Raw genomic sequence first — 24,896 nt, 5'->3', positions numbered from 1 at the left:
GCTGACGTCGATATTCCCTTGGTGGAGCCTGTACATAGATTTGTGTAATTGCCTGATTTTGATATGTTCAATCCAGCATCAAATGAAGGTTAATTTATGGACGAAAAACAGTTACAGGCTCTGGCTAACGAACTGGCCAAAAACCTCAAAACCCCTGAAGACCTCAGTCAGTTTGATCGGCTGCTAAAAAAGCTCAGCGTTGAAGCCGCTCTCAATGCAGAGATGACACACCATCTTGGGTATGAGAAAAATCAGTCCAGACCAGGAGCTAACTCCCGCAACGGTTATTCCACAAAGACCGTTATCACAGGCGACGGTCCACTGGAACTGCGTACTCCGCGCGATCGTGACGGTACCTTCGAACCACAACTGGTAAAGAAAAATCAGACCCGTATTACCGGGATGGATAACCAGCTCCTCTCGTTGTATGCCAAAGGGATGACCACCCGTGAGATAGCCGCTGCGTTCAAAGAACGTAAGCGGCTCGCCAGAACCGTATTGATATTTACTGAGAGCTCAGATCAAGGGGTTCCAGCCGGAAACCTAGATTTTTCCGCGACCAGTAACGGCGTGGGTTGTATCCTTGCTGGAAGTTCTCAGTACACGCTCGTAAGCGGCCCTCACGGCCCGCTAACGCGGAGATACGCCCCGACTTCGGGTAAACCCTCGTCGGGACCACTCCGACCGCGCACAGAAACGGGGATGCGGACGATTTCTTGGACTGCTTTATCATTCCAGTCCGCATTGTTGGCGGTACGTTTTGGGACTGACGGCACCCAGCGATAATTTTATACGCCGCTCGTTATACCATCTGATGTAAGCATCCACTTGCTGCATGAACTTTTCTGGCGTGATGCCCGACCATTTACGCCCATAATACATTTCCGTTTTCAGTCTGCCAAAAAAGCCTTCGCATGCGGCATTATCAGGTGAACATCCTTTACGGGACATTGAGCGAATAAGACCTGCTGCATTCACTCTTTCCAGCCAGCCTGGCCAGCGATAATGCCCACCTCTGTCACTGTGTATCACCGGTCGTTCGCCAGCATTTAACGTTTCGACCGCATTATCCAGCATGGTGTTGACCAGTTCAGCGTCGGGACGTGTACTGAGAGACCAGCTCACAACTTTTCCATCGAAGCAGTCCACGAGCGGTGATAGCCAGACTTTACCTGCAGGGAGCTGGAACTCCGTGATATCTGTCAGCCATTTCTGATTAGGTTGCTCCGCCTTAAAATCTCTGGCGATAAGGTTATCCGGAGCCGGTCCGATTTCTCCGCAATATGAGCTGTAGCGGCGACGACGGTTACGGCTGACGACAAGCTGTTCCTCCACCATAAGTCTGCGTACAACCTTTTCTGATAGCCGAACCCCCTCATGCCTGAGCATCGCATGCAGGCGACGATAGCCATAACACTGGTAATTACTGTTAAAGATATCTGTCAGCATCGTACGTATCGTGGCGTATTTATCACCGGCTTTCAGTGCAGCCCGGTGATAAAAATAACTGCTACGGGCAAGGCCCAGAACATGCAGTAATTCTGTCAGGGGATATGTTTGTCTCAGGGCATCAGCTATCTTTGTTTTTTCTCTGTTGTTCATGCGTATTACCGTGAAGGAGATCGGTTATTGAGTGATTTCCTTCCATGAAAATACGCCCCCGGTACTGTACAACAGTAAAAGGCCTCATAAATCTCCCGAATTACTGAAACCAGCAGAATATATTTTACGTGAGAATAAAAATCGCAATATGTGGTGGAACGTTCTGTACAAGACAGGATGAAATAACTTGCTCAGATTAATTATTCTTATGTGGAACAATTACGTTTTCCGGGCGTATCCTTTTAACGACACACGGAATAAAAAAATCCCCACAAAAAGTGGGGGGCTCCAAGAGAAACAACAATTACAGGTGCGTTGGTCATATTCGAATAACGATGAATCAGCTACGCTGAAACAAAAATTTAACCGTACAGTCCACTGATTTCAATACTTAACTTAAGTTCCTGGCGTATAATTAATACGCATCAACAAACTCACACCAGACAAAACAACCATTCGATCAAACAGAAACAAGAATAACCATCTGCACAATACTTTAAAGACATATACATTTACCCATTAACCCCATCATGTTTATACGATTATTTTTTTGCAAGATGGATCACATTTTTAATAAAAACACAAAAAACTTATCTCTTATCAGTTGATACGCAGAAACTATGGCAGAGTACATGGTCAATAAATAACTAAAAATACCCTGATCAATATCACAAAGTTTTCACAATTAATATTAATCTATTGCAAAAAAGGAGTGGGTGATTTATAAGTGGAAATGTAACAACCTCCTCTATAGTTCGATTAGTTTAAAGTGCAACATACACTGAGCATTCATTTGTTCTCTTGCCCCTGTGTTACCAGGGGTTTTTTATACTCATAACAAACCGAAGAGTTATCAGTCACTATAAGCAAAGCACCAGTAAGACAATAAGTTAAAAAACAAACACCAGAAGACATGATTTGCATATTATTTCGCAACAGAAGCTTCCCCCCATTATTCTGGACATGAAAAAACAAAACTTGTAACATGCATTAATGCGATTCTGGTACTGTATGTCAGGGGTAATGATGTAAATGGTGGTGCCGGAATCGCATCTTTATTTTATTATTTATTCCGGAAATAAAAAAAGCCCTCTGAGAGCATACAGAGGGGGTAAGGAATGATTCAGTCAGAATAATGAGTCCTTAGTATTTATATTCATTTAATACAACATTATTCAACAAGATACAATATTAAACCCTAAGATTTGTGAGCTGAAACCTTAAAGCTGAATTCATTTGTATATCTGCCGCACTGAACATTGAGGCGAAGTACGGCAGATTTAATACGTTGCGTGCAACATTTTCACGTTATACAAACATCTGCGAAGTTATTTCTTCTTAACGTCCCCACTGCCAACGTTTTTTCTGACTTACTGACTCATAAATAATAGTGACAAACACCCGCTCTCACACCATTGTCAGTGCTGGTGATTCAGGACGGTAACCGGAGTTTACCCGAAAAACGTAATCTATGGTCACTATCGTTTTTTAGTAACACCGGTATTGAAGATAAGCTGACAACCTGTATCTGTCGTGGTAAAGATGAAATCTGGTAAACCATGTCAGGAGTGTTTTTTATCCCGTTCTCTTTTGATACTTAGCACTACTGAACGTCATCGACAGAGGAGCAGTTCATGATTTTCTTTTCCGGGTTTCCGTTTATTAAAAACCCCTGTCGATGCCCCTATTGATAAATTTTTTTCGGACAATATGTCTGCCACAGGGACAACGAAAAGACATCCTCCTGAGATAGTTTTTTGTAATTCTTCCAGAAGATAAGATTATTTCGTACATCTGGCATGTACCGGTGTCTGTATAACCATCGCAACTCACTTGCTGTAACACTTCTTCCGTGTCCATCGGTTTTACTGGCAACAGAGGATAAATCAAGACCATCAATAAAAAAATGCACTTTTTTTCTCAGTACAAGCAACTGATATTCAAGTCCACACTTGCTTGTTTTTTTAAATACATTAACTCTGTTTTTGAATGTGTTTGAAATAAACAATACAGAGACATTATATCTGTCGTGCATTGATATGTAATTTAAAAACCCCACGGACCTGTTATTTGTGTTTTTTACGGCAAATCGGGTATCCGCGTAACTCCATACATCATTTGTTAAATCAGCCTGAATGATATACTGATAGTTTCTGCGCTTAATCAGATGGAGCTGTATTTCTTTTATGATAATGGCAATACCAAAAATGAGCTCTCCATCAGAAAACTCATCATCAATTTCTTTATATTTGTTTTTTACAAAAAAACGCTTCATATTAAATCACCAGACAATAATTCAGAAACAGCTTCCGGGCAACACAGATGGTAACATGCGTTTTTAAAACATAACAAGACAACAGAATAAATGTTTTTCTGTGGATTTTCCCCTGTATTTCCAGGCACCTGTTATCACTTAATTCATTACTGGTCCGCTGCCTCAGATATTCCCGTGGCGAGCGATAACCCATCACACTATGAGGATGCCATTCGTTATCATTCCCGAACGCCCCTGCAAGGTTCTTTGCTGCGGTTAACCCGTCAGGTTTGGGCATGATACTGATGTAGTCACGCTTTATCGTTTTCACTAAGCTTTCTGTTGTTCCGTTACTCTCCGGACTCCGCACCACCGTGTTCTTCAGTTCAGGCTGGATAATTTCAGATAAGGCTCTTCCCCGAATATACTCCTGCTGCAGTGTAACCTGCCGTATGGCATCAGGACACTCACGATAATTAGCCCGGATACGGGGATTGGTCAGGGAATCCAGTTTATTCAGCCCGGCATCTTCAATAAGAGACTGGAGTAAACGGGAAAGGCGCGGACGTTTCTTGCGAACGGAGGAGCGCTCACCATCATGGTAAGCAGAGCGAGCCTGCAGTCTGATAACGGAATTACGGTCATCAGGTGGTAAAAAGTTTCTGTTATTTATACGGGAGCACGGGATGCCGGCCTGTTCCGGAGGAGGTTTCCTCTTCATTTCCGGAAAACTGACGATACATGGGGCATTCAGGCGCATGCTCATGGTTAAAACTGGACAGATAAAGAGTTCCCGTGTTTCTCGATGTCTTTTTTTCTTTGAACTACTATTCGATGACCTTCGGACGACATCCAGACAGCCGCAAGCAAAAAACATGGTCTGGCAGTGATAAGGGGTCGCTGACATTGAGAACGACAAGTTCAATCCTGTGTGTAATCGCCAGCTTCATTGCTGCCGGAAAAAATCAAATCTCAATCACTGAACTGGTTATCCTGTCCGGTATTAGTCGACAGAGTGTTAAGCGGGCAATTCAGACGCTGGAACAGGCAGGGCAAATCACCGTTACCAGAACAACCACCAACGGCAGGCATGAAGCCAACGCCTACTACCTGCCTGACCAGGATTAGAGAGGTAGTTGCTGCTGCCGCTGTGTCAACGCCACTGTCTTTGAGAGTTGCCATTTTTTCATGCCCGCTAATGTCTGTCATACACGCTCGTAAGCGGCCCTGACGGCCCGCTTACGCGGAGATACGCCCCGACTTCGGGTAAACCCTTGTCGGGACCACTCCGACCGCGCACAGAAGCTCTGTCATGGCTGAAAGTGGGTATGGCTTAACAGGATGGGGTGGGTAAGGTTAAATCTGTCAATCAGTACCGGCTTACGCCGGGCTTCGGCGGTTTTATTTCTGTGCCATATGAAACAACGGAGTGCCGCCTTACATGCGTTGGCGCGCATTATTTGCCTTGTTCCGCCTGAATGTAATCACTATGATTAAATGTGATTAACAACTAATCGGATATGCAAATGAAAAACAATACCGCACAAGCAACAAAAGTAATTACCGCGCATGTGCCATTACTTATGGCTGATAAAGTCGACCAGATGGCCGCCAGACTGGAACGGTCCCGGGGCTGGATTATCAAACAGGCGCTTTCTGCATGGATTGCCCAGGAGGAGGAGCGTAATCGCCTGACGCTGGAAGCACTGGACGATGTGACATCCGGACGGGTTATCGACCATCAGGCTGTACAGGCCTGGGCGGACAGCCTCGATACTGACAATTCGTTACCGGTGCCTCGCTGATGGAACTGAAGTGGACCAGTAAGGCGCTTTCTGATTTGGCGCGGTTATATGATTTTCTGGCGCTGGCCAGTAAACCAGCTGCAGCCAGAACGGTGCAGTCCCTGACACAGGCACCGATCATTCTGTTAACTCATCCACGTATGGGAGAACAGTTGTTTCAGTTTGAACCCAGGGAGGTCAGACGGATTTTTGCTGGTGAGTACGAAATCCGTTACGAACTTACTGGTCAGACTATTTATGTATTGCGCCTGTGGCACACACGAGAAAACAGGTAGATTGTGTGTGAGGACAACTTAACATAGCCTGCAGATATTAATTCTGGAAAATTATTATCAGGCCAGATATTTTGTATTCCATTAAATAATCTTGTAGGAGATAAAATGAATTACGATGAAATAACGAAAATTACCGCTGAACGTATTAGCGACTATATGACTGAAGCAGTTAATACAGACTCTATAGCCGTTGCGGAAATGTTTCATAACGCTGCATGGGGAGTGCGAACATTGTGGTTTGAACTCGTCACAAAAATAGATATAGATATACATAAAAAGAACAGGTATGCGCGTTATGATCTTAGAAGGAAAATCGAAATGCAACATGAAGAGTTTCAGAAAATGACAGAGCGCGAGCAAGTACCTTTATTGGAATCGCCAGAATGATGTTCAGCGGCTTCGCCCAGGTATTTTCTTTCGCCCCTTCTATGCCCTGCAGGACATTGTATAAATGTAACTCTGTCATACATGTTCGTAAGCGGCCCTCACGGCCCGACTGCGGGTAAATCCTTCAACCGCGTACAGCTCATTTTCATTGCTGTACAGACCGTATAGCCTTGCAGGACAGGAGGAACTGGAGAATATCTAGTCCCTTTAATGCGGGAATTCATTTTATTCACCTTTAATTTGTGGATTCACAATGAGGTAACTTGTGCCGTGTTCATCGTTCATTTCTATGGCATCAAATCCAAGGTAAGTGGCTACACGACCACGCAGGCGTTGCAATTACCATGAGTATGCTCCCCTAATATCGCTGCCGAGGCGTGGCGAGAGAATATCTGCAAAATCCTCGATATCTGAATTGTTATCCCACATGACGTGATCTGCTATTTCCTCTACGTCAGCAGTATCCAGTTCGTTATGTAAGAAGGCATAAACCTCTTGAAAATGAGCATCAAGATCACGGGATTTGGCTATTTTATCATCATCAACATGGTATATGAATACGGTGTTTCCGTGACTGGCAGCAATATCGCGCTCCGGGCTGGCAAATAACCCATCAAAAACGTTATTGCCAGACATTGCGAACTCACCAATTTTGATTATTGGAGCCACTTTTTCATAAGTTCCGTGGAATAATTTCATAATAACGACCCTGTTTATTTTATGTAATGACTGGCAAGAAAATAACTTGATTAAGTTCCCTTTATCCAGCCTGATAGTGGATAAAGGAAACGCAATCATAATTTAATTAGTTTATTAACTTCATCGCATTCTTTTTTGTCTCCTCATCACTTTTTTGCTCCGGTTGTGAAGAGGACTGAATGATTGTTGAAAAATTTAAATTGGCCATCTCTTTTGGAAATAGCGATCTCAATATATTCACGATATCCGAAAATGTGGTTTCTTTCGTCAGTAGTTCACATAAAAGGAATGGGGTCCTGGGGTCTTGCCTGTATAAGGCCAGACCTGCAGTCAGTGCGGCCCGGTTAAGTCGGCTACGTTCTCCTTGGGGGATACTGTCCAGTGTATCACAAACAATTTTATCTGTTTGATTTACATCTGGATTTAGTTTGAATGCAATGGTTCTGCGCTTGTCCATCATTAATTACCTATGAGATACATACCGTTAACTAAATCATATTGAGAGTTATTGGTTTTGAAAAAACGTTCATCACGAATCTGTGTGTGTTTTTTTACTGCATCGCATATTAATTCTGCGCCACCGCCTATAACCATAACATGCGTATAACCAGAAAATTCATTGAGCGTATTTAATACACGTTGCTCAAGTTTACGAAGTGCTTCATTCATTGCTTCGGTGACTATTGATATTTTGTTCTCATCATTAATTCGTTGCTTCAGATAGTTGTTGTCTTTTCTGTGAATAATTATATCGTCAGCAAGATAGCTACTTCCTTTTGTTCTCGCAAGAGAAAGGGCATCTTTTACTGCCGATGTGACCAGAGATACACCAAGAAATGAGTCTCCGTATATTTTACTGATCCCTGATAATTTCCCCATTACCTGAGAAATATCTAATGTGGTGCCCCCGAGGTCTATAATTAATAAAGAATCTAACTCATCCAGTTCTTGTAGAACTTCATAACCTGCTGGTATAGATTCAGGCATGACTTTTACATCTTTTATTGTGAATGTATCCCCACCATTTAATGTAATTTTTTTCCGGAAGTTTGCTTTCTTACGCTCAATATTTTCCGTATTGGGTTGGTTATTCCTGTCGTAATATTCTGTCAGAGGAAGTGTGCAAACAATATCCACTTCGCTTACCGGCAGACCACTGGTCAGTAAGGCGTGATGCACCGCAACGACATTAACGTCGCTGTATTGCCATGCGATATTGGTTGTGACTACAGCATCCGGGCTGATTGGATCAAATGAATACTGTTCGCCGTTCAGTGTGTAGTTAAAGACCTTTTTATCACCAAAAGAGACTGCCCACTCGCGTTTGAAGCTGTTCGGGCTAATGTGCTGTTTAATTGTTCCGTCGCTTTCCTGCCACTGTAGTTTGATGTTTGTTGAACCGTCATCAATGAATACCAACATTTATAAAACTCCTTATGGTGTTTTTTTGGTGTTTATTTGGGGGTGTTTTGGGTTTTAAGTGGGTTTATTTGTCAAGTTTACCCCATTTAAACCATCAATCAATGATTGTTTGTCTTGTTTTTGGTGTTTTGTTGGGGTTGTTGTGGGTTATTTTGGGGTTTTCTTGGCAAGTAACAAAAGATGTCGCCGGGCTCCTCTTTTTACTGCGCCGGCTGACGCGGCGCGGCAGGAACGCTGCCTGTGGTCAGTGTCCCGCGTCCGGCGGGCACGGGACGGGCGCTTTTACCGCTCCCGGCTGGCGTCGGTGACAGTGTACGCCAGCCTGTCGCCCTTTTCTGATGAACGCCCTTCAAGCCGCTTTCGCGGCATATTCTCGCCGTCAAAAAGACGACGGCTGCGATATTCCACGGTCGGCCTGACCCGTTACCGGACGCGGTGAACAGCCCACAGGCAGCGGGGAACGGGCACCACAGGGGGGCCCTCCTGGTGCCCTCTGTAAGAGAAGGAGAGTGCTGTTATGTCCCGTTTTATTCTGGGTGACTGCGTGCGAGTTATGGCCACGTTTCCGGACAATGTTGTCGATTTCATCATCACCGACCCACCTTATCTGGTCGGTTTCTGCGACCGTTCCGGCCGTACTCTTGCCGGTGACAGAACTGACGAGTGGCTTCAACCAGCCTGCAATGAAATGTACCGCGTGCTCAAAAAAGACGCGCTGATGGTCAGCTTCTACGGCTGGAACCGTATTGACCGCTTTATGGCGGCCTGGAAACGCGCCGGATTCAGCGTGGTAGGGCACCTTGTGTTCACCAAAAACTACACATCCAAATCTGCGTATGTCGCGTACCGCCACGAATGCGCCTACATCCTGGCAAAAGGGCGTCCGGCGCTGCCTCAGAAACCCTTACCGGATGTGCAGGGCTGGAAATATTCAGGCAATCGTCATCACCCGACGGAAAAGCCTGTTAGCAGCCTGCAACCGCTGATTGAGAGCTTCACACACCCGAACGCTATTGTGCTGGACCCTTTTGCAGGCAGCGGCTCAACCTGCGTTGCCGCCCTCCGGTCCGGACGCCGGTATATCGGTATCGAGCTGCTTGAGCAGTATCACCGTGCCGGACAGCAACGACTGGCTGCCGTTCAACGGGCCATGCAGCAGGGGGCCGCGAATGATGACTGGTTTATGCCGGAGGCTGCGTAAATGAATTATGCCGGACACGAAAAACTTCGCGCCGAAGTGGCGGAGGTGGCCAGTGCCATGTGCGACCTGCGTACAACCATGAATGAGATGGAGCAGCGGTACAGCTTTAATGCCGACACCCTGCCGGAACGTCTGGTGCGTCAGACGCTGTTTCGCGCAAACCGCCTCTTGATGGAAGCATATACCGAAATTCTGGAACTGGATTCCTGCTTCAAAGATTGAGGGGAGAGAGTATGTACGGACATGCGAAATACTCTGCCGGGAGCTGGTAGCAAAGTATCCGGGAGACACGCCGCTGATGCTGGTTGTCTGGTCCCCGGAAGAGATTCAGGCACTGGCTGACGGAATGGATATTTCCCTGACCGATCATGAAATCAGGACTGTCCTGGCGCGCCTGGAGGACATCCCGGAAGACCAGCGGATTGAGTCCGGTATTTCTTCCGGTGCGGCGATGGAGATTATCAGCAACGTGAGCGAAAACCGCCAGGTGACCGTCCCTGCTGAACTGCTGGCGTCCCTGATTCAGACCGCTGAACAGGCACTGTGGAAACGTGAATGGGCCGCCCGGAATGCATTACCCGCCGTCAGACGGTGGTTATTCAGGCCCGCGCCCTGCGGAAAAACAACACACACGAAAACGACTGATGTTATCGCCGCCTGCGGGTGGCGATTCAGGGAGACCATGAATCATGAACGAAACGCTGAATGCACTGATTTGTCGCCACGCCCGTAACCTGCTGCTGGCGCAGGGCTGGCCGGAAGAGACGGATGTTGACCAGCGAAATCCGAACTATCCGGGCTGGATCAGCATTTACGTGCGGCTGGATGCGTCCCGGCTGGCGACGTTACTCGTTAACCGCCACGATGGCGTGCTGCCGCCGCACCTGGCCTCCGCCATTCACAAACTGACCGGAACCGGGGCGGAACTGGTACTGTCCGGCAGTCAGTGGCAGTCGCTGCCGGTACTTCCGGCAGACGGAACGCAGGTGTCTTTCCCGTATGCGGGTGAATGGCTGACCGAAGACGAAATCAGGGCAGTTCTTGATGCGGTGCACGATGCGGTACGAAGCATCTGTTACCAGGTGGCAGAAGATGCGCGGCGTATCCGGGCGGCGCTGACCACCACCGGTCAGACGTTGCTGATCCGCCAGACGCGCCGCTTTCGCCTGGTCGTGAAGGAAAGCGATCACCCCTGCTGGCTCGATGAAGATGACGAAAACCTGCCCGTGGTGCTCGATGCCATCGTGAACCGGGGAGCACGTTTTTCGTCGGTGGAAATGTACCTGGTCAGCGATTGTATTGAGCATATCCTGTCCAGTGGGCTGGCCTGCGATGTGCTGCGTATACCGGATGAACCGCCCCGCCGCTGGTTTGACCGTGGTGTTCTGCGGGAGGTGGTCCGGGAAGCCCGGGCCGAAATCCGCAGCATGGCGGATGCCCTGGCAAAAATCCGGAAATGATGACGTTGGCGGGGTAAATCCCCGCCTTTTTCCTGCCGGTCCCCGGACAGAGCACAAAGGAAGTCGCCGCCGGCTCCGCTTTACCCGGCCATGCAGGGCATGGCCTTGTGGTTTTTCAGTTATGTGGCCTCAGCGTCGTGTGCGGGCTGTGCCGTGCCTCCATCTTAGCCGGGCTGGCAGGGATGCAAGGGTACGCTTCGCCGCTGCGGTCACCCGGTCCCTCCTTCCCGTCTGCCGTGATTTTCCGGTCGTTCACCCGCTCAGATTTCGCGGTCTCACCCTCCAACTCCCGCCAGCCGTGTGCGTCAGGCTGCGGCTTCCCTTGCGCCCTGTGCATCCCCGCCTTATCGCCCGGCTTTTATGGAGGCACGGCACCGCCCGGTGTCGCGGAATATGTGAACAACGGAGGAAAACATCATGCAGTATGCGAAACCTGTCACTCTGTACGTTGAAGAGTGTGACCGTCTCTCCTTTCTGCCTTACCTGTTTGGCAACGATTTTCTGTATGCCGAGGCGTATGTGTACGCGCTGGCGCAAAAAATGATGCCGGAATATCAGGGAGGCTTCTGGCATTTCATCCGCCTGCCGGACGGTGGCGGTTACATGATGCCGGATGGCGACCGTTTTCATCTGGTCAACGGTGAAAACTGGTTTGACCGCACTGTGAGTGCTGATGCCGCAGGTATCATCCTGACTTCCCTTGTGATTAACCGCCAGTTGTGGCTGTACCACGACAGCGGGGATGCGGGACTGACACACCTTTACCGGATGCGCGATGCGCAGTTGTGGAGCCACATCGAATTTCACCCCGAATGCAACGCGATTTACGCGGCACTGGACTGATTAACGGACGGGGCGGCAATGCCGCCCCTGTAAAGGAGACGAGAACATGTACTGTACTGTTAAAGAAGTTATCCGCGATGTACTGGATACAGACGTGCCGGACAGTGAATGCGTTTTTGCCGTGGTGCTGACCCGCGGGGATGTGCGCCACATAGCCCGGGACTGGAACCTGTCAGACGATGAGCTGGAAACCGTCATGCAGCGGCTGGACGATGCTTTTGTATATGGCGCATGTGACAGAGTTGTTTCCGATATTGTCAATGAACTGATGGAGGAAAAGCGCGTAAACCGTCTTGTAACAGTCCCTGCGGTGCTGCTGGAAAAAGTGATGGTGATGGCTGGTAGTGAAATTTATCGCCTCCATGCTGTAGGGAGCGAGAACGGGGGCGACGGTGACGCATTTGTCAGGGAAGAACGTGAGATTATGCGGGTGATGCGTCAGGCGCTGGACGGGGAGAACGGGTAATGAATATCAGCACGGAAACCCGCGAAATTCTGCGTAATTACAGGGCCGTGATTAATGCGCGGCGTCGTGAAATGGGGCAGAAACCGCTCACCACCGCGCAGATTGTTGATGAAATCTGTGATTTTGTGGCGAATCAGCAGGCGGTTTTCCTCGGTGGTCACTACATCCTTCAGGGCAGCAGGCACAGGTGATACAGGGGCAGGCGGTGGAGGCCGCCTGTCAGCCCGCGCGAAAACCCCTGGCAGGCTGGCGCCTGCCGGAAGGGAAGCGGGCCACGCTGGCGCGTAGCCCGTTACCCTTCCCGTTTGTGATGTGTCCGGAATATTTTTTTCTGATGTTATTTTTCTGTGGTTACCGTGCCTGTTACTGTTCTTCTTCTTCCTCTTCTTATTTCCGTTCCTCTCCTGTTTATGGCTTTCCCGGGCGTCCCCCTGGCGGGGCGGGCTGTCGTGAACGGAGCCAGCGGAGCTGTCTCCGCCCTGGCGGGCTTCCACCCCTGACGCGAAACCCTGGCTTGCAGCGACCGTTCCGGTCGCGCCGCCTCTGTCGCGCCGTGGCCTGCGCTCCCGGCATCCCGGCAAAAAGACACCGGGATGTAAGGCGCAACGCCGTTTCGCGCACGCGCTTCACGTCGTTGCGGCGGGTCCCTGCTCATTGCCTGCCTGGTGCCACACACCCGTATGAGTCCCTGTCGCCGGGGGCATAGACAGCCACAACCTGCCGCACTGACTGTCCAGGGTAAATGAACAGCCCACAAAATTTTTTACCCAAAACCCGGTAAAAAATTTTGCGTTCTGCCCAGGACAGGTGCGTCAGGCCGTGGCAGTGATGCCCCTTGCGGCGAAGGTTCTCAAACGGGTGAAGTTCATACCACAGGGAATACAGCAGCAGGTTCCCGCGAAACGTCAAAACCGCGGCTCCCGAAACTCAACGGGTGATGTTCTTTAAAAATCAGGATTTATTTAAGGCTCCGGCAATACGCATTTATTCGCTCTGTCAGTCATCCGGCTGGCAGGTAATGAGAACGCAGGAACAGAAGGAGGAAAACACCGGAGAACGTCAGACGCAGATATGAAAAAAGCAGGTCCGGGACCTGCTTAATCCACGCCGTAGAAATCGCCGCAATCGATTTTCACGGCTTCACTAACCTGTGCCATAAGGAGATTCATTTATGACAGTCAGTATTGTTTCACCTTCCGCAGCGGCTGTAAAGCCCCGCCGTCATCCCCGTTTCAGACGCGAAGACATCCCCGCGCCGGAAATTGCCCCCGTGCTGAAAGCCTTCGGGCGACACATAGCCCGGAGTTTTCACCGGGGGCGTGGTGTACACATCCCCGCCATGAAAAACACGGCCTTCGGGCAGGTGCTCCGCACACTCGAACTGAAACGCGCTTTTAACTGATGAGGTGAGCCGCCCCGCGAGGGGCGGCAACAGACGGAAGGAGAACATTTTATGACATTAGCAGCAATCACCATGACCGCCCCGGAAGCCGCCAGCCCTGTGCAGATGTACCGCGCGACCTACTCACCGGATGACAACAAACTGCGCCTGTATGCCGCGTCACGTCTTGACCCGGAGACGTATAAAAAAGTTCATGATGCCGGTTTCCGCTGGGCACCCAAACAGGCGCTGTTTGTGGCGCCAGCCTGGACACCGGGCCGGGAAGACGTGCTCCTCTCACTTGCCGGAGAGATTGAGGATGAAGACAGCACGCTCGCTGAACGTCAGGAAGCACGGGCGGAGCGGTTTACCGGATACAGCGGAAAGCGGGCCAGTGAATCCGCACAGGCACTTGATGAAGTGGAAAGACTGGCCGCGATGATCCCGCCCGGTCAGCCCATTCTTGTGGGGCATCACAGTGAACGCCGCGCCCGTCGTGATGCGCAGCGTATTGAAAACGGCATGAAACGTGCCGTGATGCTCTTTGAACGTGCGGAATACTGGGAAGAGCGGGCGCGGTCGGCACTGCTTCACGCGAAGTATAAAGAACGTCCGGACGTTCGCTGGCGTCGTATCAAAAAAATCGAAGCTGATTTGCACAAGTCTGAAAAGACCATCGCGCAGTCGCAGAAATATCTGACGATGTGGCGGGCTGAATCGCTGGATCTGAATATGGCAAAACTCATCAGCAGTCATGACCATATCAGCGCCTGTTTCCCGCTGGATACGTATCCGCGCCCGGCAGAAAAAAGCCAGTATGAAGGAAGTCGATCGTTATGGTCGGCCCTGGATGATGACATCATCACCACGGAGCAGGCCCGCGAAATTGCGATCCGCTGTCATGAACGGCAGATTCAGCGTCAGCAACGCTGGGTTAACCACTATCAGAACCGCCTGATCTATGAGCGTGCCATGCTGGACGAAAGCGGCGGCGTGGTTACCCGGACACAGGATTTTGAGCCGGGCGGGCAGGTTTTCAGCCGGGGCGAGTGGCTGACCATCATCCGTGTGAACAAAAGCAACGGGGCGGTGAGTTCAGTCACAACGCCAAATTACAGTTTTCTCGGGTACAGCGGCACGATGAAAGTGACGCCCGATCGCATCACGGACTACAAAGCACCATCGGCAGAAGAGGCCGCCGTCGCCAGACAGGCCGCGAAGCGCCCGCCTGTTGTCAACTATCCGGGAGAAGGTTTCCGGGAAATGACAAAGGCACAGTGGGCTGCCCTGCCCCGGGACTGTAAGGCCGTGCGCAGTGTGGCAGAGGCAGAAGACCACGGGGCATATCGTTACCGCCGCACAATGGACAATAATTTCCGCCTGGTGAATGTGTATATCACCGACATGAAAATCACGGAAATCCCGCAGAAATAAGGCTTATCCCCGGGGAAAAGCCCCGGGGTATGACGGAGATAATGACATGCACAGTCAGTTAAGAGAACGTATCCGGCTGATGCGCGCAAGGCTGGATAACGCCGCGCCGGTTGCTGAAATCCGGGCTGAATCTCAGCTTTTTGTGACACCTGCCCCGGTCTGTAAGCGCCTGGTGACACTGGCGGAGATCAGCAACCGTGATCACATTCTGGAACCCTCTGCCGGCACCGGAGCCATACTGCGGGCGATTCGGGATACCGCGCCGGGGGCCATGTGTGATGCGGTGGAGATTAACAGCGGACTGGTCCGGTATCTGCGGGAAAATTTTAACGGTGTCAGGGTGCAGCATGGTGACTTCATGGAATGGCAGCCGGCGCAGTATTACAGCCGGATTATTATGAATCCGCCGTTCAGTCACGGGCAGGATATCCGGCATATCCTGCGGGCTTTTTCCCTGTTGCGTCCGGGGGGCGTGCTGGTTGCCGTCTGTCTGAACGGGCCGCGCCAGCAGGAGAAGCTGTTACCGTTTTCTGACGTCCGCGAGGAGCTGCCACGCGGTACGTTTGCTTATACCCGTGTTCCGACGATGATTATTCGTCTGCGTGCCTGATGACGCCGGGCAGGCGGGAGGATAAATGCCTGTCTGCCCGCGCCGGGAAAAAACCGCGCGCCGGCGGCGCTGAAAGGGGCCGCGCTGACGCGCCGCCCCTTTCATTACGCGGACGTTCTGATGGGGGCTTCTGTTTCTTCATGCCTGTCATTTGTCTGTTACTGATGTTGTTGTTCCTGCTACTGCTACTGCTACTGCTACTGCTACTGCTACTGTTCTTCTTTTTCCTGCTGCTCTGATTCTGACTACTGCAGTGTTGTCCTGTCTGCCGGGCGCCCCTTCGGCTCCCGGCTGCTTGGCGGCATCCGGTCGTCAGGCCCGACTCCGACAGGCAGCTGCTGGCGCACCTGCCAGTCTCCGCCGAACCCGCTGGCGCGGTTTCGGGCTGTCGCTACGGTCCGATGCGTGAAAACCCCCGGCTTGCAGCGACCGGAACGGTCGCGCCGCCTCTGTCGCGCCGTGGCCTGCGCTCCTCACATCCCGGCGGATGTGAGGGGCAACGCCGTTTCGCGCACGCGCTCTTCGTCGTTGCGGCGGGTGCCTGCCCGTTGTTGTATCCGGTGCCATACACCCGTGTAAGCCCCTGTCGCCGGGGGCAAAGACAGCCACAACCGTCTCCGCCAGTCCAGGGGTGAAATGCACATCCCACAAAAGTTTTTGCCCAAAAGCAGGCAAAAACTTTTGCGGTCTGCCCCCGGACAGTCGTTTCCGGCCGTGGCAGTGATGCCCCTTGCGGCGAAGGTTCTCAAACGGGTGATGGGGGCTGAAAACATCAACAGAAGGAGGCACATCATGGCAGTTCGTGGAATTAACAAGGTTGTACTCGTTGGTCGTCTGGGTAAAGACCCGGAAGTCCGTTACATCCCCAACGGGGGCGCAGTGGCAAACTTGCAGGTGGCCACGTCAGAAAGCTGGCGCGACAAACAGACGGGGGAGATGCGGGAGCAGACGGAATGGCACCGCGTGGTGCTGTTCGGCAAGCTCGCGGAAGTGGCTGGTGAATATCTGCGCAAGGGCGTGCAGGTCTACATCGAAGGCCAGCTTCGTACCCGTAGCCGGGAGGATAACGGTATCACCCGTTACGTCATCGAAATCCTTGTGAAAACCACGGGCACCATGCAGATGCTGGGACGTACCGCAGGTGCTCAGACTCAGCCGGAAGAGGGGCAACAGTTCAGCGGTCAGCCTCAGCCGGAACCACAGGCGGAGGCCGGTACGAAAAAAGGTGGCGCAAAAACGAAAGGCCGTGGACGTAAGGCCGAGCAGCCCGAGCCTCAGCCGCAACCGCCGGAGGGGGAGGATTACGGGTTTTCAGACGATATCCCGTTCTGACTGGCCTGACTGTGATAACCGCCCCGCCCTGCGCGGGGCATCACCGGAGAGATGAGGATGAGCGAATATTTCAGAATACTTCAGGGACTGCCTGACGGTCCTTTTACCCGCAAACATGCCGAAGCCGTTGCCGCACAGTACCGGAACGTCTTTATCGAGGATGACCACGGCGAACAGTTTCGCCTGGTTGTCCGTAATAACGGTGCAATGGTCTGGCGCACCTGGAATTTTGAGGACGGTGCCGGGTACTGGATGAACCATGTCATCCGGGATTTCGGCATTCTTAAGTAAGAGAGGTGCCGGACGGGAACGCGTCCGGCAGACATACAACCATCCCGGTCAAAGGAGAAATATATGTCAGTTACAGAGTCTAAGACAAAAACGGAGCGTAAATCCAGCCGTAAACCTGCAAAAACGCAGGAAACAGTCCTGTCTGCCCTGCTGGCGCAGACGGCGGAAGTGAGCGTGCCGCTGGCCTCACTGATTAAATCACCACTGAATGTGCGCACGGTGCCGTATTCTGCGGAGTCCGTCAGCGAACTGGCGGACTCCATTAAAGGTGTCGGCCTGTTACAGAATCTGGTTGTTCATGCCCTGCCAGGTGACCGTTACGGTGTCGCCGCAGGCGGTCGCCGACTGGCAGTACTCAACATGCTGGCAGAGCGCAACATCCTTCCGGCTGACTGGCCTGTACGCGTGAAGGTCATTCCGCAGGAGCTGGCGACTGCCGCATCGATGACCGAGAACGGTCAGCGTCGGGATATGCACCCTGCCGAACAGATTGCCGGATTCCGCGCAATGGCGCAGGAAGGCAAAACACCTGCACAAATCGGTGATTTGCTGGGCTATTCACCCCGCCACGTTCAGCGAATGCTGAAACTGGCTGACCTTGCCCCGGTTATCCTCGATGCGCTGGCAGAAGACTGCATCACCACCGAGCACTGTCAGGCGCTGGCGCTGGAGAACGACACCGCGCGTCAGGTGCAGGTGTTTGAAGCCGCCTGTCAGTCGGGATGGGGAGGTAAGCCGGAAGTACAGACCATTCGTCGTCTGGTGACCGAAAGTGAAGTGGCGGTGGTGGGGAACACTAAATTCCGCTTCGTGGGGGCTGATGCCTTCTCGCCAGATGAACTGCGCACTGACTTGTTCAGCGACGACGAGGGTGGCTATGTGGACTGTGTTGCGCTCGATGCCGCCCTGCTGGAAAAACTCCAGGCTGTCGCTGAACACCTTCGGGAAGCTGAAGGCTGGGAATGGTGCGCCGGACGCATGGAGCCTGTCGGTTTCTGCCGTGAGGATGCCGGAACATATCGCAGTCTGCCGGAGCCGGAAGCGGTGCTGACGGAGGCGGAAGAAGAACGCCTGAACGAACTGATGGCACGTTACGACTCGCTGGAAAACCAGTGTGAGGAATCCGACCTGCTGGAAGCAGAAATGAAGCTGATGCGCTGCATGGCGAAGGTCAGAGCGTGGACGCCGGAGATGCGTGCCGGAAGCGGTGTGGTGGTGTCCTGGCGTTACGGTAATGTGTGTGTCCAGCGTGGTGTGCAGTTGCGCAGTGAAGATGACGCGGCTGACGACGCTGACCGCACGGAACAGGTGCAGGAGAAAGCGTCAGTGGAGGAAATCAGTCTGCCACTGCTGACGAAAATGTCTTCCGAACGCACGCTGGCAGTCCAGGCAGCACTGATGCAGCAACCGGACAAATCCCTGGCACTGCTGGCATGGACGCTCTGCCTGAATGTGTTTGGCAGCGGAGCTTACAGCAATCCCGCAAAAATTCGTCTGGAATGTGAGCATTATGCGCTGACCAGCGATGCGCCATCGGGGAAGGACGGTGCCGCATTCATGGCGATGATGGCAGAAAAAGCCCGTCTTGCTGCCCTGTTACCGGAGGGATGGTCACGTGACATGACGACGTTCCTGTCACTCAGTCAGGAGGTGCTGTTATCCCTGCTCAGTTTCTGCACTGCGTGCAGCATCCACGGTGTTCAGATCCGTGAGTATGGTCACACGTCACGCAGTCCGCTGGATTCGCTGGAAAGCGCCATCGGCTTTCATATGCGCGACTGGTGGCAGCCGACAAAAGCAAACTTCTTCGGACACCTGAAAAAGCCGCAGATTATCGCAGCCCTGAATGAGGCAGGACTGTCCGGTGCCGCACGGGACGCAGAGAAGATGAAGAAAGGCGATGCCGCTGAACATGCAGAGTTCCACATGAAAGACAACCGCTGGGTGCCTGGCTGGATGTGTGCACCACGTCCACAGGCAGAGACGGAAACCACGGAGTACCGTGACGACCAGGCAGAAGCCGCCTGACCGCCAGTCATAAACCATTTATCACGCCGCCCCGCCGGAGACGGGGCGGCAGCAAGGGAGATACCGTGATGAAAACTGAACTGACCCTGAATGTATTACAGACCATGAGCGCACAGGAATATGAAGATATCCGGGCAGCCGGAAGTGATGAACGTCGTGAGCTGACACACGCCGTGATGCGGGAGCTGGATGCGCCGGACAACTGGACGCTGAACGGCGAGTACGGCAGCGAGTTTGGCGGCTTTTTCCCCGTCCAGGTCCGTTTCACGCCTGCCCACGAACGTTTTCACCTGGCGTTATGTTCACCGGGCGATGTCTCTCAGGTCTGGGTGCTGGTTCTGGTGAATGCCGGTGGTGAGCCGTTTGCGGTGGTTCAGGTGCAGCGGCGGTTTGCACCGGAAGCCGTCAGCCATTCACTGGCACTGGCGGCGTCACTGGATGCGCAGAGGTACAGCGTTAATGACATCATCCATATCCTGATGGCGGAAGGAGGTCAGGCATGAGCGTACGTTCACGGGCACTGGTTCCCCTCAGCACAGAGCAACAGGCCGCATGGCGGGCGGTGGCGGAGACGGAAAAACGCCGCCATCAGGGAAACACGCTGGCGGAATATCCGTATGCGGGGGCGTTTTTCCGCTGTCTGAACGGAAGCCGCAGGATTTCGCTGTCTGACCTGCGATTTTTCATGCCGTCCCTGACCGCAGAAGAACTGCGCGGCAACCGTCTTCAGTGGCTGTATGCCATCGATGTGCTGATTGAAACACAGGGCGAGGTCTGCCTCCTTCCTCTTCCCGGTGATGCAGCAGAGCGGTTGTTCCCGTCAGTGCGGTTCCGTGTCAGGGAACGCAGTCGCCATAAATCTGCACTGGTCATGCAGAAGTACAGCCGTCAGCAGGCGAGGGAGGCAGAGCAGAAAACCCATGCGTACCAGGCGCTGGTTGCTCAGGCAGAAATCGAACTGGCATTCCATTCGCCGGAAACAGCCGGAAGTTGGCATGCACGCTGGAGTGACCGGGTGGCAGAGCATGACCTGGAAACCCTGTTCTGGCAGTGGGGCGAGCGTTTTCCGTCACTGGCCGGAATGGAACGCTGGCAGTGGCAGGATATGCCATTCTGGCAGGTCATTGCAGAGGCTGGTATGGCGGCAAGGGAGGCCGGTCACGCTGTCCGTGAGATGGAACGGTGGATGGTGCCGAACAAACTCCGGGAGGCAGCGTGATGAGGCAACAATCACACGGATTGCCCGTGAACTGGCTGAACGACAAGATTATTTTCAGGGAAAGTGAGTGTGGTCAGCGTGTAGGTATATGGGCTATGATGTGCCCGGCGCTTGAGGCTTTCTGCCTCATGACGTGAAGGTGGTTTGTTGCCGTGTTGTGTGGCAGAAAGAAGATAGCCCCGTAGTAAGTTAATTTTCATTAACCACCACGAGGCATCCCTATGTCTAGTCCACATCAGGATAGCCTCTTACCGCGCTTTGCGCAAGGAGAAGAAGGCCATGAAACTACCACGAAGTTCCCTTGTCTGGTGTGTGTTGATCGTGTGTCTCACACTGTTGATATTCACTTATCTGACACGAAAATCGCTGTGCGAGATTCGTTACAGAGACGGACACAGGGAGGTGGCGGCTTTCATGGCTTACGAATCCGGTAAGTAGCAACCTGGAGGCGGGCGCAGGCCCGCCTTTTCAGGGCTGATGCTGGTCTGACTGCGCTGAAGCGCCTTTATAAAGGGGCTGCTGGTTCGCCGGTAGCCCCTTTCTCCTTGCTGATGTTGTACGGGCATGAACAACCTGATTTCAGGAAGGCCGTTTCCCTTCGGGAACGGGGATGAACGCGCCTTCTCTGTTTATGGCCAGTTGTCAGAAATGACATTACCTTTCCCGTGATTATTCTCTTTTTCTTCCTACTCTGATTCTGACTACTGCAGTGTTGTCCTGTCTGCCGGGCGCCCCTTCGGCTCCCGGCTGCCTGGCGGCATCCGGTCGTCAGGCCCGACTCCGACAGGCAGCTGCTGGCGCACCTGCCAGTCTCCGCCGAACCCGCTGGCGCGGTTTCGGGCTGTCGCTACGGTCCGATGCGTGAAAACCCCCGGCTTGCAGCGACCGGAACGGTCGCGCCGCCTCTGTCGCGCCGTGGCCTGCGCTCCTGGCATCCCGGCAAAAGGCCGCCGGGATGTGAGGGGCAACGCCGTTTCGCGCACGCGCTCTTCGTCGTTGCGGCGGGTGCCTGCCCGTTGTTGTATCCGGTGCCATACACCCGTGTAAGCCCCTGTCGCCGGGGGCAAAGACAGCCACAACCGTCTCCGCCAGTCCAGGGGTGAAATGCACATCCCACAAAAGTTTTTGCCCAAAAGCAGGCAAAAACTTTTGCGGTCTGCCCCCGGACAGTCGTTTCCGGCCGTGGCAGTGATGCCCCTTGCGGCGAAGGTTCTCAAACGGGTGATGGTTAATACCGGAGGGAACAAAAGACAGGTCCCCGCAAAACGTCAAAACCGCGGCTCCCGAAACTCAACAGCTACCGTGTTTAGTCAAGAAAATTATGTGATGTTTGAACATTCCATTTTCAGGAGAAATTTTCTCTGAGTTTTTATAAAAAGAGCAGATGCTCAGTTAAATACCATGATAGAAGGAAAAAGATACAAACATGTTGCTTCAGTATTGCTCCGATGGTGTTGATTAACATGTTGTTTTATAATGACTTTGTTGGTTGTATTCAGCGTCGAATGGTAACTGCGTTTTCAGCACACCATAGCACCAGTGCACAAGTTTTCGCATTAATGCTCCAATAGCACACATCTTTGACTTTCCCCTCTGGCATAACTTCGTATACATCTGTTTCATTACAGGGTTGAATCTCAGCCCACATAAAGCGGCAAGATAAAGTTTTGTTCTTATCTCCGGTGGTCCAATTTTAGATAATTTAGGTTTTCCCTTTACAGATGTGCCAGATCTCCTTTCTACCGGAACTACACCAAGGAATGCTGCTGCCTGCTCTGCTGATTCGAATGAATGGCTTTTGAGTATTGCCAGCATATTTAATCCCAGCAGGTAACCAACAGATTTTATTGATGTTAACAGTCTGAAATCCTGGTTGAGCTCAGGGTGAGTTTTAATATGTTCCTGGATCAGGACATCAAGATGTTCGATCTCATTGCTCAGCTCCTGAAGCATGTTTTCAATTGACGCCCTGACGGCATCAGGGCTGTCTGTAAAAACAGATTTTTCAAGTCTGTTTTTTTCTCTGGTGCTGTCTGCAACAAGAGCGTCTCTGCGGCGTAAAAGAGCTCTAAGATACCGCACAGATTCTGGTGGTGGAGTCCATGCCTCAGGCTCTTTAAGGGAGCCATAACAAGCCAGCATCCAGGCATCAACTTTGTCATTCTTGGTCAGGATATTCATACCTCTGGCAAATTCCCTTGTGCGGTGAGGATTGGCTAAAGAAATTCTGGCGCCAGCAAAGTGAAGGCCATAAGCCAGAGGTTCATGATATACCCCAGTGGCTTCCATGATGATATGAACTTCGCCCAGTTCACAGGATTGCTTTTTAAGCCACTCTGCCACGACTTTAGCCGCATCAGCAGTATTTTTTAGCTTACGAGTTTTGATCCTCCCTTTGATGCCCTCCCGTAAGAGGCATAGATCAAGAGTGTTTTTACTGACATCAATACCTAACTGGTACATCGGCATTTTTTCTCCTTTCACATAACCATCACGCCAATTTGTCTTGTTCATGCAGAGTCTTAGCTCTTGGCAACCGTTCAATGTTAATGCTGGCGTGAAAGGTGAAGCAGAGGACTATAGCTGTTGACGAAGGTTATTACCTTAGATGATGGGGTAGGTTCTCTCCGCTTCATGCGATGGTAGCTAATCATCGCTCGTTGATTACATACAAGATGATGGGGGCTGAAAACCTGAGAGAGGAGAAAGCAGGATGAGTACCCGAAATATCCACGTTAACACCGCGTCGTACACGCTTCTTGTTGCCGGGAAGAAAAAAAACACCGGGGAAGAGTGGGACGTCCTGGAATTCAGCAGCCTGACTGAGCTGAAAAAATATCGCAAAAGCCACCCGGAAAAGATGGCCTTCAGTTATAGCTACGCGCTCAGTCAGGGTGTGGATAAGCAGTTCCGCCATATCAACATTGCGGAAGCCGATCACTTCAAACAGTTCCTGCGTCAGATTAAGCGTGCCGGCCTCGATATCCGGGCGATCTGCTGACCGGATGTGATGAATATCCCTCCTGATTGTTGCAATCTTGTTAATGGAGATCGGGAGGGATGATATTAAGCGGAAAAAATTTTTATTAAATTTATTCTTTCATAAAGGAGTGGCTGTTATGCGATTAGCTTCCCGTTTTGGTCGGTATAATTCCATCCGCCGTGAACGTCCTTTAACGGATGATTAATTAATGCAGTTCGTGCCTTCGGTATTTTCCGGTGATAAACATGAGTCCCGGAGTGAACGTTATATGTATATTCCAACAATCAATATCATCAATAAGTTACGTGATGAAGGTTTCCAGCCATTCTTTGCCTGTCAGAGTCGGGTTCGTGATTCGGGACGTCGCGAATACAGTAAACATATGTTACGTCTTCGCAGGGAAGGGCATATTAACGGGCAGGAAGTTCCTGAAATTATCCTGCTTAATTCACATGATGGTTCATCCAGTTATCAGATGATCCCCGGAATTTTTCGTTTTGTCTGCACAAATGGCCTGGTGTGCGGAAATAATTTTAGCGAAATCCGCGTTCCACATAAAGGTGATATTGTCGGGCAGGTTATCGAGGGAGCGTATGAAGTGCTCGGTGTCTTTGATAAGGTCACTGATAATATGGAGGAGATGAAAGAAATTCATCTTAACAGTGACGAGCAACATTTATTTGGCAGAGCTGCACTGATGGTCAGGTATGAAGATGAAAATAAAACGCCAGTGACGCCTGAACAGATAATTACTCCCCGTCGTCGGGAAGATAAACAGAACGATCTCTGGACAACCTGGCAGCGGGTTCAGGAGAATATGATAAAAGGTGGATTATCGGGGCGAAGTGCCTCCGGGAAAAATACCAGGACAAGAGCCATTACAGGTATTGATGGTGATATAAGAATCAACAAGGCGTTATGGGTGATTGCCGAACAGTTCAGAAAGTGGAAGTCATGATAATATAAGTAAAGCCCCGAAAAAATTTTCAGGGCTTTACTTATATTATCATTTTTCGGCATCGCTGTGTCGTCTGATATACCTCAATTTCATCAACTGGCTTTCCGGTTGTCTGTAAATATTGTGCCCGCGAAAAATGGTCTGGCAGGAGGCTGCGCAGTTACCTGGTATATATAAGATGGGTTCCCGCTTCGCGGGGCTTCGGCCAGTCAGTATTGTCACTCAAATGGTATTTTTGTGTGTGGC

General features: G+C 51.4%; 28 protein-coding genes and 14 pseudogenes. 30 read left to right on the top strand and 12 right to left on the bottom strand.

What is annotated here, in order from left to right:
• Window positions 1-96 precede the first annotated feature (96 nt).
• Window positions 97-474: pseudogene (locus QUE74_RS28235) on the top strand (transposase); the annotation flags it as partial.
• 96 nt (window positions 475-570) lie between these two features.
• Complete coding sequence (locus tag QUE74_RS29730; RefSeq protein ID WP_502877073.1) at window positions 571-786, top strand: replication-associated protein RepA4; 216 nt, start codon at window positions 571-573, stop codon at window positions 784-786.
• On the opposite strand, the pseudogene QUE74_RS28230 reads toward QUE74_RS29730, so the two are convergent.
• The 4 genes and pseudogenes from QUE74_RS28230 to QUE74_RS28215 all read right to left on the bottom strand — a co-directional run.
• A pseudogene (locus QUE74_RS28230) lies at window positions 730-1,602 on the bottom strand (IS3 family transposase); the annotation flags it as partial. The gene QUE74_RS29730 and the pseudogene QUE74_RS28230 sit on opposite strands and share 57 nt — an antisense overlap.
• A 1,684-nt stretch (window positions 1,603-3,286) precedes the next feature.
• Entirely contained in the window at window positions 3,287-3,877 is a 591-nt protein-coding gene (locus QUE74_RS28225; protein WP_001355339.1) for a hypothetical protein, read from the bottom strand.
• Between the two features lie 115 nt (window positions 3,878-3,992).
• Window positions 3,993-4,244, bottom strand: a pseudogene (locus QUE74_RS28220) (integrase core domain-containing protein); the annotation flags it as partial.
• 3 nt (window positions 4,245-4,247) lie between these two features.
• Window positions 4,248-4,656 (bottom strand): annotated as a pseudogene (locus QUE74_RS28215) (hypothetical protein); the annotation flags it as partial.
• 106 nt (window positions 4,657-4,762) lie between these two features.
• Between QUE74_RS28215 and QUE74_RS28210 the strand changes: the two are divergent.
• The 5 genes and pseudogenes from QUE74_RS28210 to QUE74_RS28195 form a co-directional block, all read left to right on the top strand.
• Window positions 4,763-4,984 carry a MarR family transcriptional regulator gene (locus QUE74_RS28210; RefSeq protein WP_001261037.1) on the top strand — a complete coding sequence of 74 codons (222 nt, stop codon included), beginning with the start codon at window positions 4,763-4,765 and terminating at the stop codon, window positions 4,982-4,984.
• Window positions 4,985-5,064: 80 nt separating this feature from the next.
• Window positions 5,065-5,187, top strand: a pseudogene (locus tag QUE74_RS29725) (replication-associated protein RepA4); the annotation flags it as partial.
• A gap of 189 nt (window positions 5,188-5,376) precedes the next feature.
• A complete protein-coding gene (locus QUE74_RS28205; protein WP_001355337.1) occupies window positions 5,377-5,661 on the top strand; it encodes a CopG family ribbon-helix-helix protein in 285 nt (94 codons plus the stop codon).
• Window positions 5,661-5,936, top strand: a complete 276-nt coding sequence (locus QUE74_RS28200) for a type II toxin-antitoxin system RelE/ParE family toxin (protein ID WP_000421249.1) — start codon at window positions 5,661-5,663, stop codon at window positions 5,934-5,936. Before QUE74_RS28205 ends, QUE74_RS28200 begins: the two co-directional genes overlap by 1 nt.
• 105 nt (window positions 5,937-6,041) lie before the next feature.
• Window positions 6,042-6,245 (top strand): annotated as a pseudogene (locus tag QUE74_RS28195) (hypothetical protein); the annotation flags it as partial.
• A 303-nt stretch (window positions 6,246-6,548) separates the two neighbouring features.
• Here QUE74_RS28195 and QUE74_RS28190 read toward each other — a convergent pair.
• From QUE74_RS28190 to parM, 3 genes and pseudogenes are all read right to left on the bottom strand, one after another.
• Window positions 6,549-7,022 (bottom strand): annotated as a pseudogene (locus QUE74_RS28190) (AcrIF11 family anti-CRISPR ADP-ribosyltransferase).
• Between the two features lie 106 nt (window positions 7,023-7,128).
• Complete coding sequence (locus tag QUE74_RS28185) at window positions 7,129-7,479, bottom strand: plasmid partitioning/stability family protein (protein WP_024166183.1); 351 nt, start codon at window positions 7,477-7,479, stop codon at window positions 7,129-7,131.
• A gap of 2 nt (window positions 7,480-7,481) precedes the next feature.
• The gene (gene parM, locus QUE74_RS28180) at window positions 7,482-8,444 is read right to left on the bottom strand and encodes a plasmid segregation protein ParM (protein WP_105279257.1); all 963 of its coding nucleotides are present in this window, start codon (window positions 8,442-8,444) and stop codon (window positions 7,482-7,484) included.
• 142 nt (window positions 8,445-8,586) lie between these two features.
• On the opposite strand from parM, the gene QUE74_RS28175 reads away from it, so the two are divergent.
• The 8 genes and pseudogenes from QUE74_RS28175 to QUE74_RS28140 all read left to right on the top strand — a co-directional run bounded on the left by QUE74_RS28175 (window position 8,587) and on the right by QUE74_RS28140 (window position 12,605).
• The gene (locus QUE74_RS28175) at window positions 8,587-8,883 is read left to right on the top strand and encodes a hypothetical protein (protein ID WP_001364075.1); all 297 of its coding nucleotides are present in this window, start codon (window positions 8,587-8,589) and stop codon (window positions 8,881-8,883) included.
• Window positions 8,884-8,961: 78 nt separating this feature from the next.
• Entirely contained in the window at window positions 8,962-9,645 is a 684-nt protein-coding gene (locus QUE74_RS28170; RefSeq protein WP_000085877.1) for a DNA methylase, read from the top strand.
• The gene (locus tag QUE74_RS28165; protein ID WP_001104895.1) at window positions 9,646-9,867 is read left to right on the top strand and encodes a YubE family protein; all 222 of its coding nucleotides are present in this window, start codon (window positions 9,646-9,648) and stop codon (window positions 9,865-9,867) included.
• Window positions 9,863-10,290 (top strand): annotated as a pseudogene (locus QUE74_RS28160) (DUF1380 family protein). Before QUE74_RS28165 ends, QUE74_RS28160 begins: the two are co-directional and overlap by 5 nt.
• 44 nt (window positions 10,291-10,334) lie before the next feature.
• Window positions 10,335-11,105: a YubG family protein gene (locus tag QUE74_RS28155; protein ID WP_001006229.1), complete on the top strand. Its 771-nt coding sequence runs from the start codon at window positions 10,335-10,337 to the stop codon at window positions 11,103-11,105.
• Window positions 11,106-11,522: 417 nt separating this feature from the next.
• Window positions 11,523-11,948 carry an antirestriction protein gene (locus tag QUE74_RS28150; protein ID WP_001198949.1) on the top strand — a complete coding sequence of 142 codons (426 nt, stop codon included), beginning with the start codon at window positions 11,523-11,525 and terminating at the stop codon, window positions 11,946-11,948.
• 46 nt (window positions 11,949-11,994) lie between these two features.
• Window positions 11,995-12,414 carry a DUF1380 family protein gene (locus tag QUE74_RS28145; RefSeq protein WP_000271768.1) on the top strand — a complete coding sequence of 140 codons (420 nt, stop codon included), beginning with the start codon at window positions 11,995-11,997 and terminating at the stop codon, window positions 12,412-12,414.
• Window positions 12,414-12,605: a hypothetical protein gene (locus tag QUE74_RS28140; RefSeq protein WP_001027514.1), complete on the top strand. Its 192-nt coding sequence runs from the start codon at window positions 12,414-12,416 to the stop codon at window positions 12,603-12,605. The genes QUE74_RS28145 and QUE74_RS28140 overlap by 1 nt, the downstream gene beginning before the upstream one ends.
• A gap of 146 nt (window positions 12,606-12,751) precedes the next feature.
• Here QUE74_RS28140 and QUE74_RS28135 read toward each other — a convergent pair whose 3' ends face one another.
• Complete coding sequence (locus tag QUE74_RS28135; RefSeq protein WP_179799909.1) at window positions 12,752-13,069, bottom strand: hypothetical protein; 318 nt, start codon at window positions 13,067-13,069, stop codon at window positions 12,752-12,754.
• Window positions 13,070-13,585: 516 nt separating this feature from the next.
• On the opposite strand from QUE74_RS28135, the gene QUE74_RS28130 reads away from it, so the two are divergent.
• The 5 genes and pseudogenes from QUE74_RS28130 to QUE74_RS28110 all read left to right on the top strand — a co-directional run bounded on the left by QUE74_RS28130 (window position 13,586) and on the right by QUE74_RS28110 (window position 16,248).
• On the top strand, window positions 13,586-13,816 hold the full coding sequence (locus QUE74_RS28130) for a hypothetical protein (RefSeq protein ID WP_000218637.1): 231 nt from the start codon (window positions 13,586-13,588) through the stop codon (window positions 13,814-13,816).
• 51 nt (window positions 13,817-13,867) lie between these two features.
• Window positions 13,868-15,229 carry a DUF3560 domain-containing protein gene (locus QUE74_RS28125; RefSeq protein ID WP_000170660.1) on the top strand — a complete coding sequence of 454 codons (1,362 nt, stop codon included), beginning with the start codon at window positions 13,868-13,870 and terminating at the stop codon, window positions 15,227-15,229.
• Between the two features lie 46 nt (window positions 15,230-15,275).
• Window positions 15,276-15,839: a class I SAM-dependent methyltransferase gene (locus QUE74_RS28120; protein WP_047088974.1), complete on the top strand. Its 564-nt coding sequence runs from the start codon at window positions 15,276-15,278 to the stop codon at window positions 15,837-15,839.
• Between the two features lie 25 nt (window positions 15,840-15,864).
• Window positions 15,865-16,078 (top strand): annotated as a pseudogene (locus tag QUE74_RS28115) (hypothetical protein).
• On the top strand, window positions 15,991-16,248 hold the full coding sequence (locus QUE74_RS28110) for a hypothetical protein (RefSeq protein WP_023147917.1): 258 nt from the start codon (window positions 15,991-15,993) through the stop codon (window positions 16,246-16,248). Before QUE74_RS28115 ends, QUE74_RS28110 begins: the two are co-directional and overlap by 88 nt.
• Here the strand turns inward: QUE74_RS28110 and QUE74_RS29720 are convergent.
• Window positions 16,248-16,406, bottom strand: a pseudogene (locus QUE74_RS29720) (hypothetical protein); the annotation flags it as partial. The gene QUE74_RS28110 and the pseudogene QUE74_RS29720 sit on opposite strands and share 1 nt — an antisense overlap.
• Window positions 16,407-16,631: 225 nt before the next feature.
• Here QUE74_RS29720 and QUE74_RS28105 point away from each other — a divergent pair.
• From QUE74_RS28105 to QUE74_RS28085, 5 genes and pseudogenes are all read left to right on the top strand, one after another.
• Entirely contained in the window at window positions 16,632-17,171 is a 540-nt protein-coding gene (locus tag QUE74_RS28105) for a single-stranded DNA-binding protein (protein ID WP_000290857.1), read from the top strand.
• A 57-nt stretch (window positions 17,172-17,228) separates the two neighbouring features.
• The gene (locus QUE74_RS28100) at window positions 17,229-17,462 is read left to right on the top strand and encodes a DUF905 family protein (protein WP_000005990.1); all 234 of its coding nucleotides are present in this window, start codon (window positions 17,229-17,231) and stop codon (window positions 17,460-17,462) included.
• A 63-nt stretch (window positions 17,463-17,525) separates the two neighbouring features.
• Window positions 17,526-19,490, top strand: coding sequence for a ParB/RepB/Spo0J family partition protein (locus tag QUE74_RS28095; protein WP_000117199.1), 1,965 nt, complete (start codon window positions 17,526-17,528; stop codon window positions 19,488-19,490).
• Between the two features lie 68 nt (window positions 19,491-19,558).
• Window positions 19,559-19,993: a conjugation system SOS inhibitor PsiB gene (gene psiB, locus QUE74_RS28090; RefSeq protein WP_000845944.1), complete on the top strand. Its 435-nt coding sequence runs from the start codon at window positions 19,559-19,561 to the stop codon at window positions 19,991-19,993.
• Window positions 19,990-20,776 (top strand): annotated as a pseudogene (locus QUE74_RS28085) (plasmid SOS inhibition protein A). The gene psiB and the pseudogene QUE74_RS28085 overlap by 4 nt, the downstream one beginning before the upstream one ends.
• Here QUE74_RS28085 and QUE74_RS28080 read toward each other — a convergent pair.
• A complete protein-coding gene (locus tag QUE74_RS28080; protein WP_001355331.1) occupies window positions 20,721-20,909 on the bottom strand; it encodes a hypothetical protein in 189 nt (62 codons plus the stop codon). The pseudogene QUE74_RS28085 and the gene QUE74_RS28080 overlap by 56 nt on opposite strands.
• Window positions 20,910-20,930: 21 nt before the next feature.
• On the opposite strand from QUE74_RS28080, the pseudogene mok reads away from it, so the two are divergent.
• Both mok and QUE74_RS28070 read left to right on the top strand, forming a co-directional pair.
• Window positions 20,931-21,080 (top strand): annotated as a pseudogene (gene mok, locus QUE74_RS28075) (plasmid maintenance protein Mok); the annotation flags it as partial.
• Window positions 21,022-21,147, top strand: a complete 126-nt coding sequence (locus tag QUE74_RS28070) for a type I toxin-antitoxin system Hok/Gef family toxin (RefSeq protein ID WP_001372321.1) — start codon at window positions 21,022-21,024, stop codon at window positions 21,145-21,147. The pseudogene mok and the gene QUE74_RS28070, both read left to right, overlap by 59 nt.
• A 424-nt stretch (window positions 21,148-21,571) precedes the next feature.
• Here QUE74_RS28070 and QUE74_RS28065 read toward each other — a convergent pair.
• Window positions 21,572-21,744 (bottom strand): annotated as a pseudogene (locus tag QUE74_RS28065) (hypothetical protein); the annotation flags it as partial.
• Between the two features lie 69 nt (window positions 21,745-21,813).
• Here QUE74_RS28065 and QUE74_RS28060 point away from each other — a divergent pair.
• On the top strand, window positions 21,814-22,074 hold the full coding sequence (locus tag QUE74_RS28060) for a hypothetical protein (protein WP_000547943.1): 261 nt from the start codon (window positions 21,814-21,816) through the stop codon (window positions 22,072-22,074).
• Between the two features lie 93 nt (window positions 22,075-22,167).
• Here QUE74_RS28060 and QUE74_RS28055 read toward each other — a convergent pair whose 3' ends face one another.
• Window positions 22,168-23,178, bottom strand: coding sequence for an IS110 family RNA-guided transposase (locus QUE74_RS28055; protein ID WP_001132300.1), 1,011 nt, complete (start codon window positions 23,176-23,178; stop codon window positions 22,168-22,170).
• Between the two features lie 244 nt (window positions 23,179-23,422).
• On the opposite strand from QUE74_RS28055, the gene QUE74_RS28050 reads away from it, so the two are divergent.
• The gene (locus tag QUE74_RS28050) at window positions 23,423-23,710 is read left to right on the top strand and encodes a hypothetical protein (protein WP_000107535.1); all 288 of its coding nucleotides are present in this window, start codon (window positions 23,423-23,425) and stop codon (window positions 23,708-23,710) included.
• 118 nt (window positions 23,711-23,828) lie between these two features.
• Window positions 23,829-24,650, top strand: a pseudogene (locus QUE74_RS28045) (DUF932 domain-containing protein).
• The last annotated feature ends 246 nt before the right edge of the window (window positions 24,651-24,896 follow it).

It is taken from the genome of Escherichia sp. 10290, assembly GCF_030295155.1.
In the GTDB taxonomy this organism is placed as follows: domain Bacteria; phylum Pseudomonadota; class Gammaproteobacteria; order Enterobacterales; family Enterobacteriaceae; genus Escherichia; species Escherichia coli_F.
This window is presented reverse-complemented; position numbering and strand designations above follow the sequence as displayed.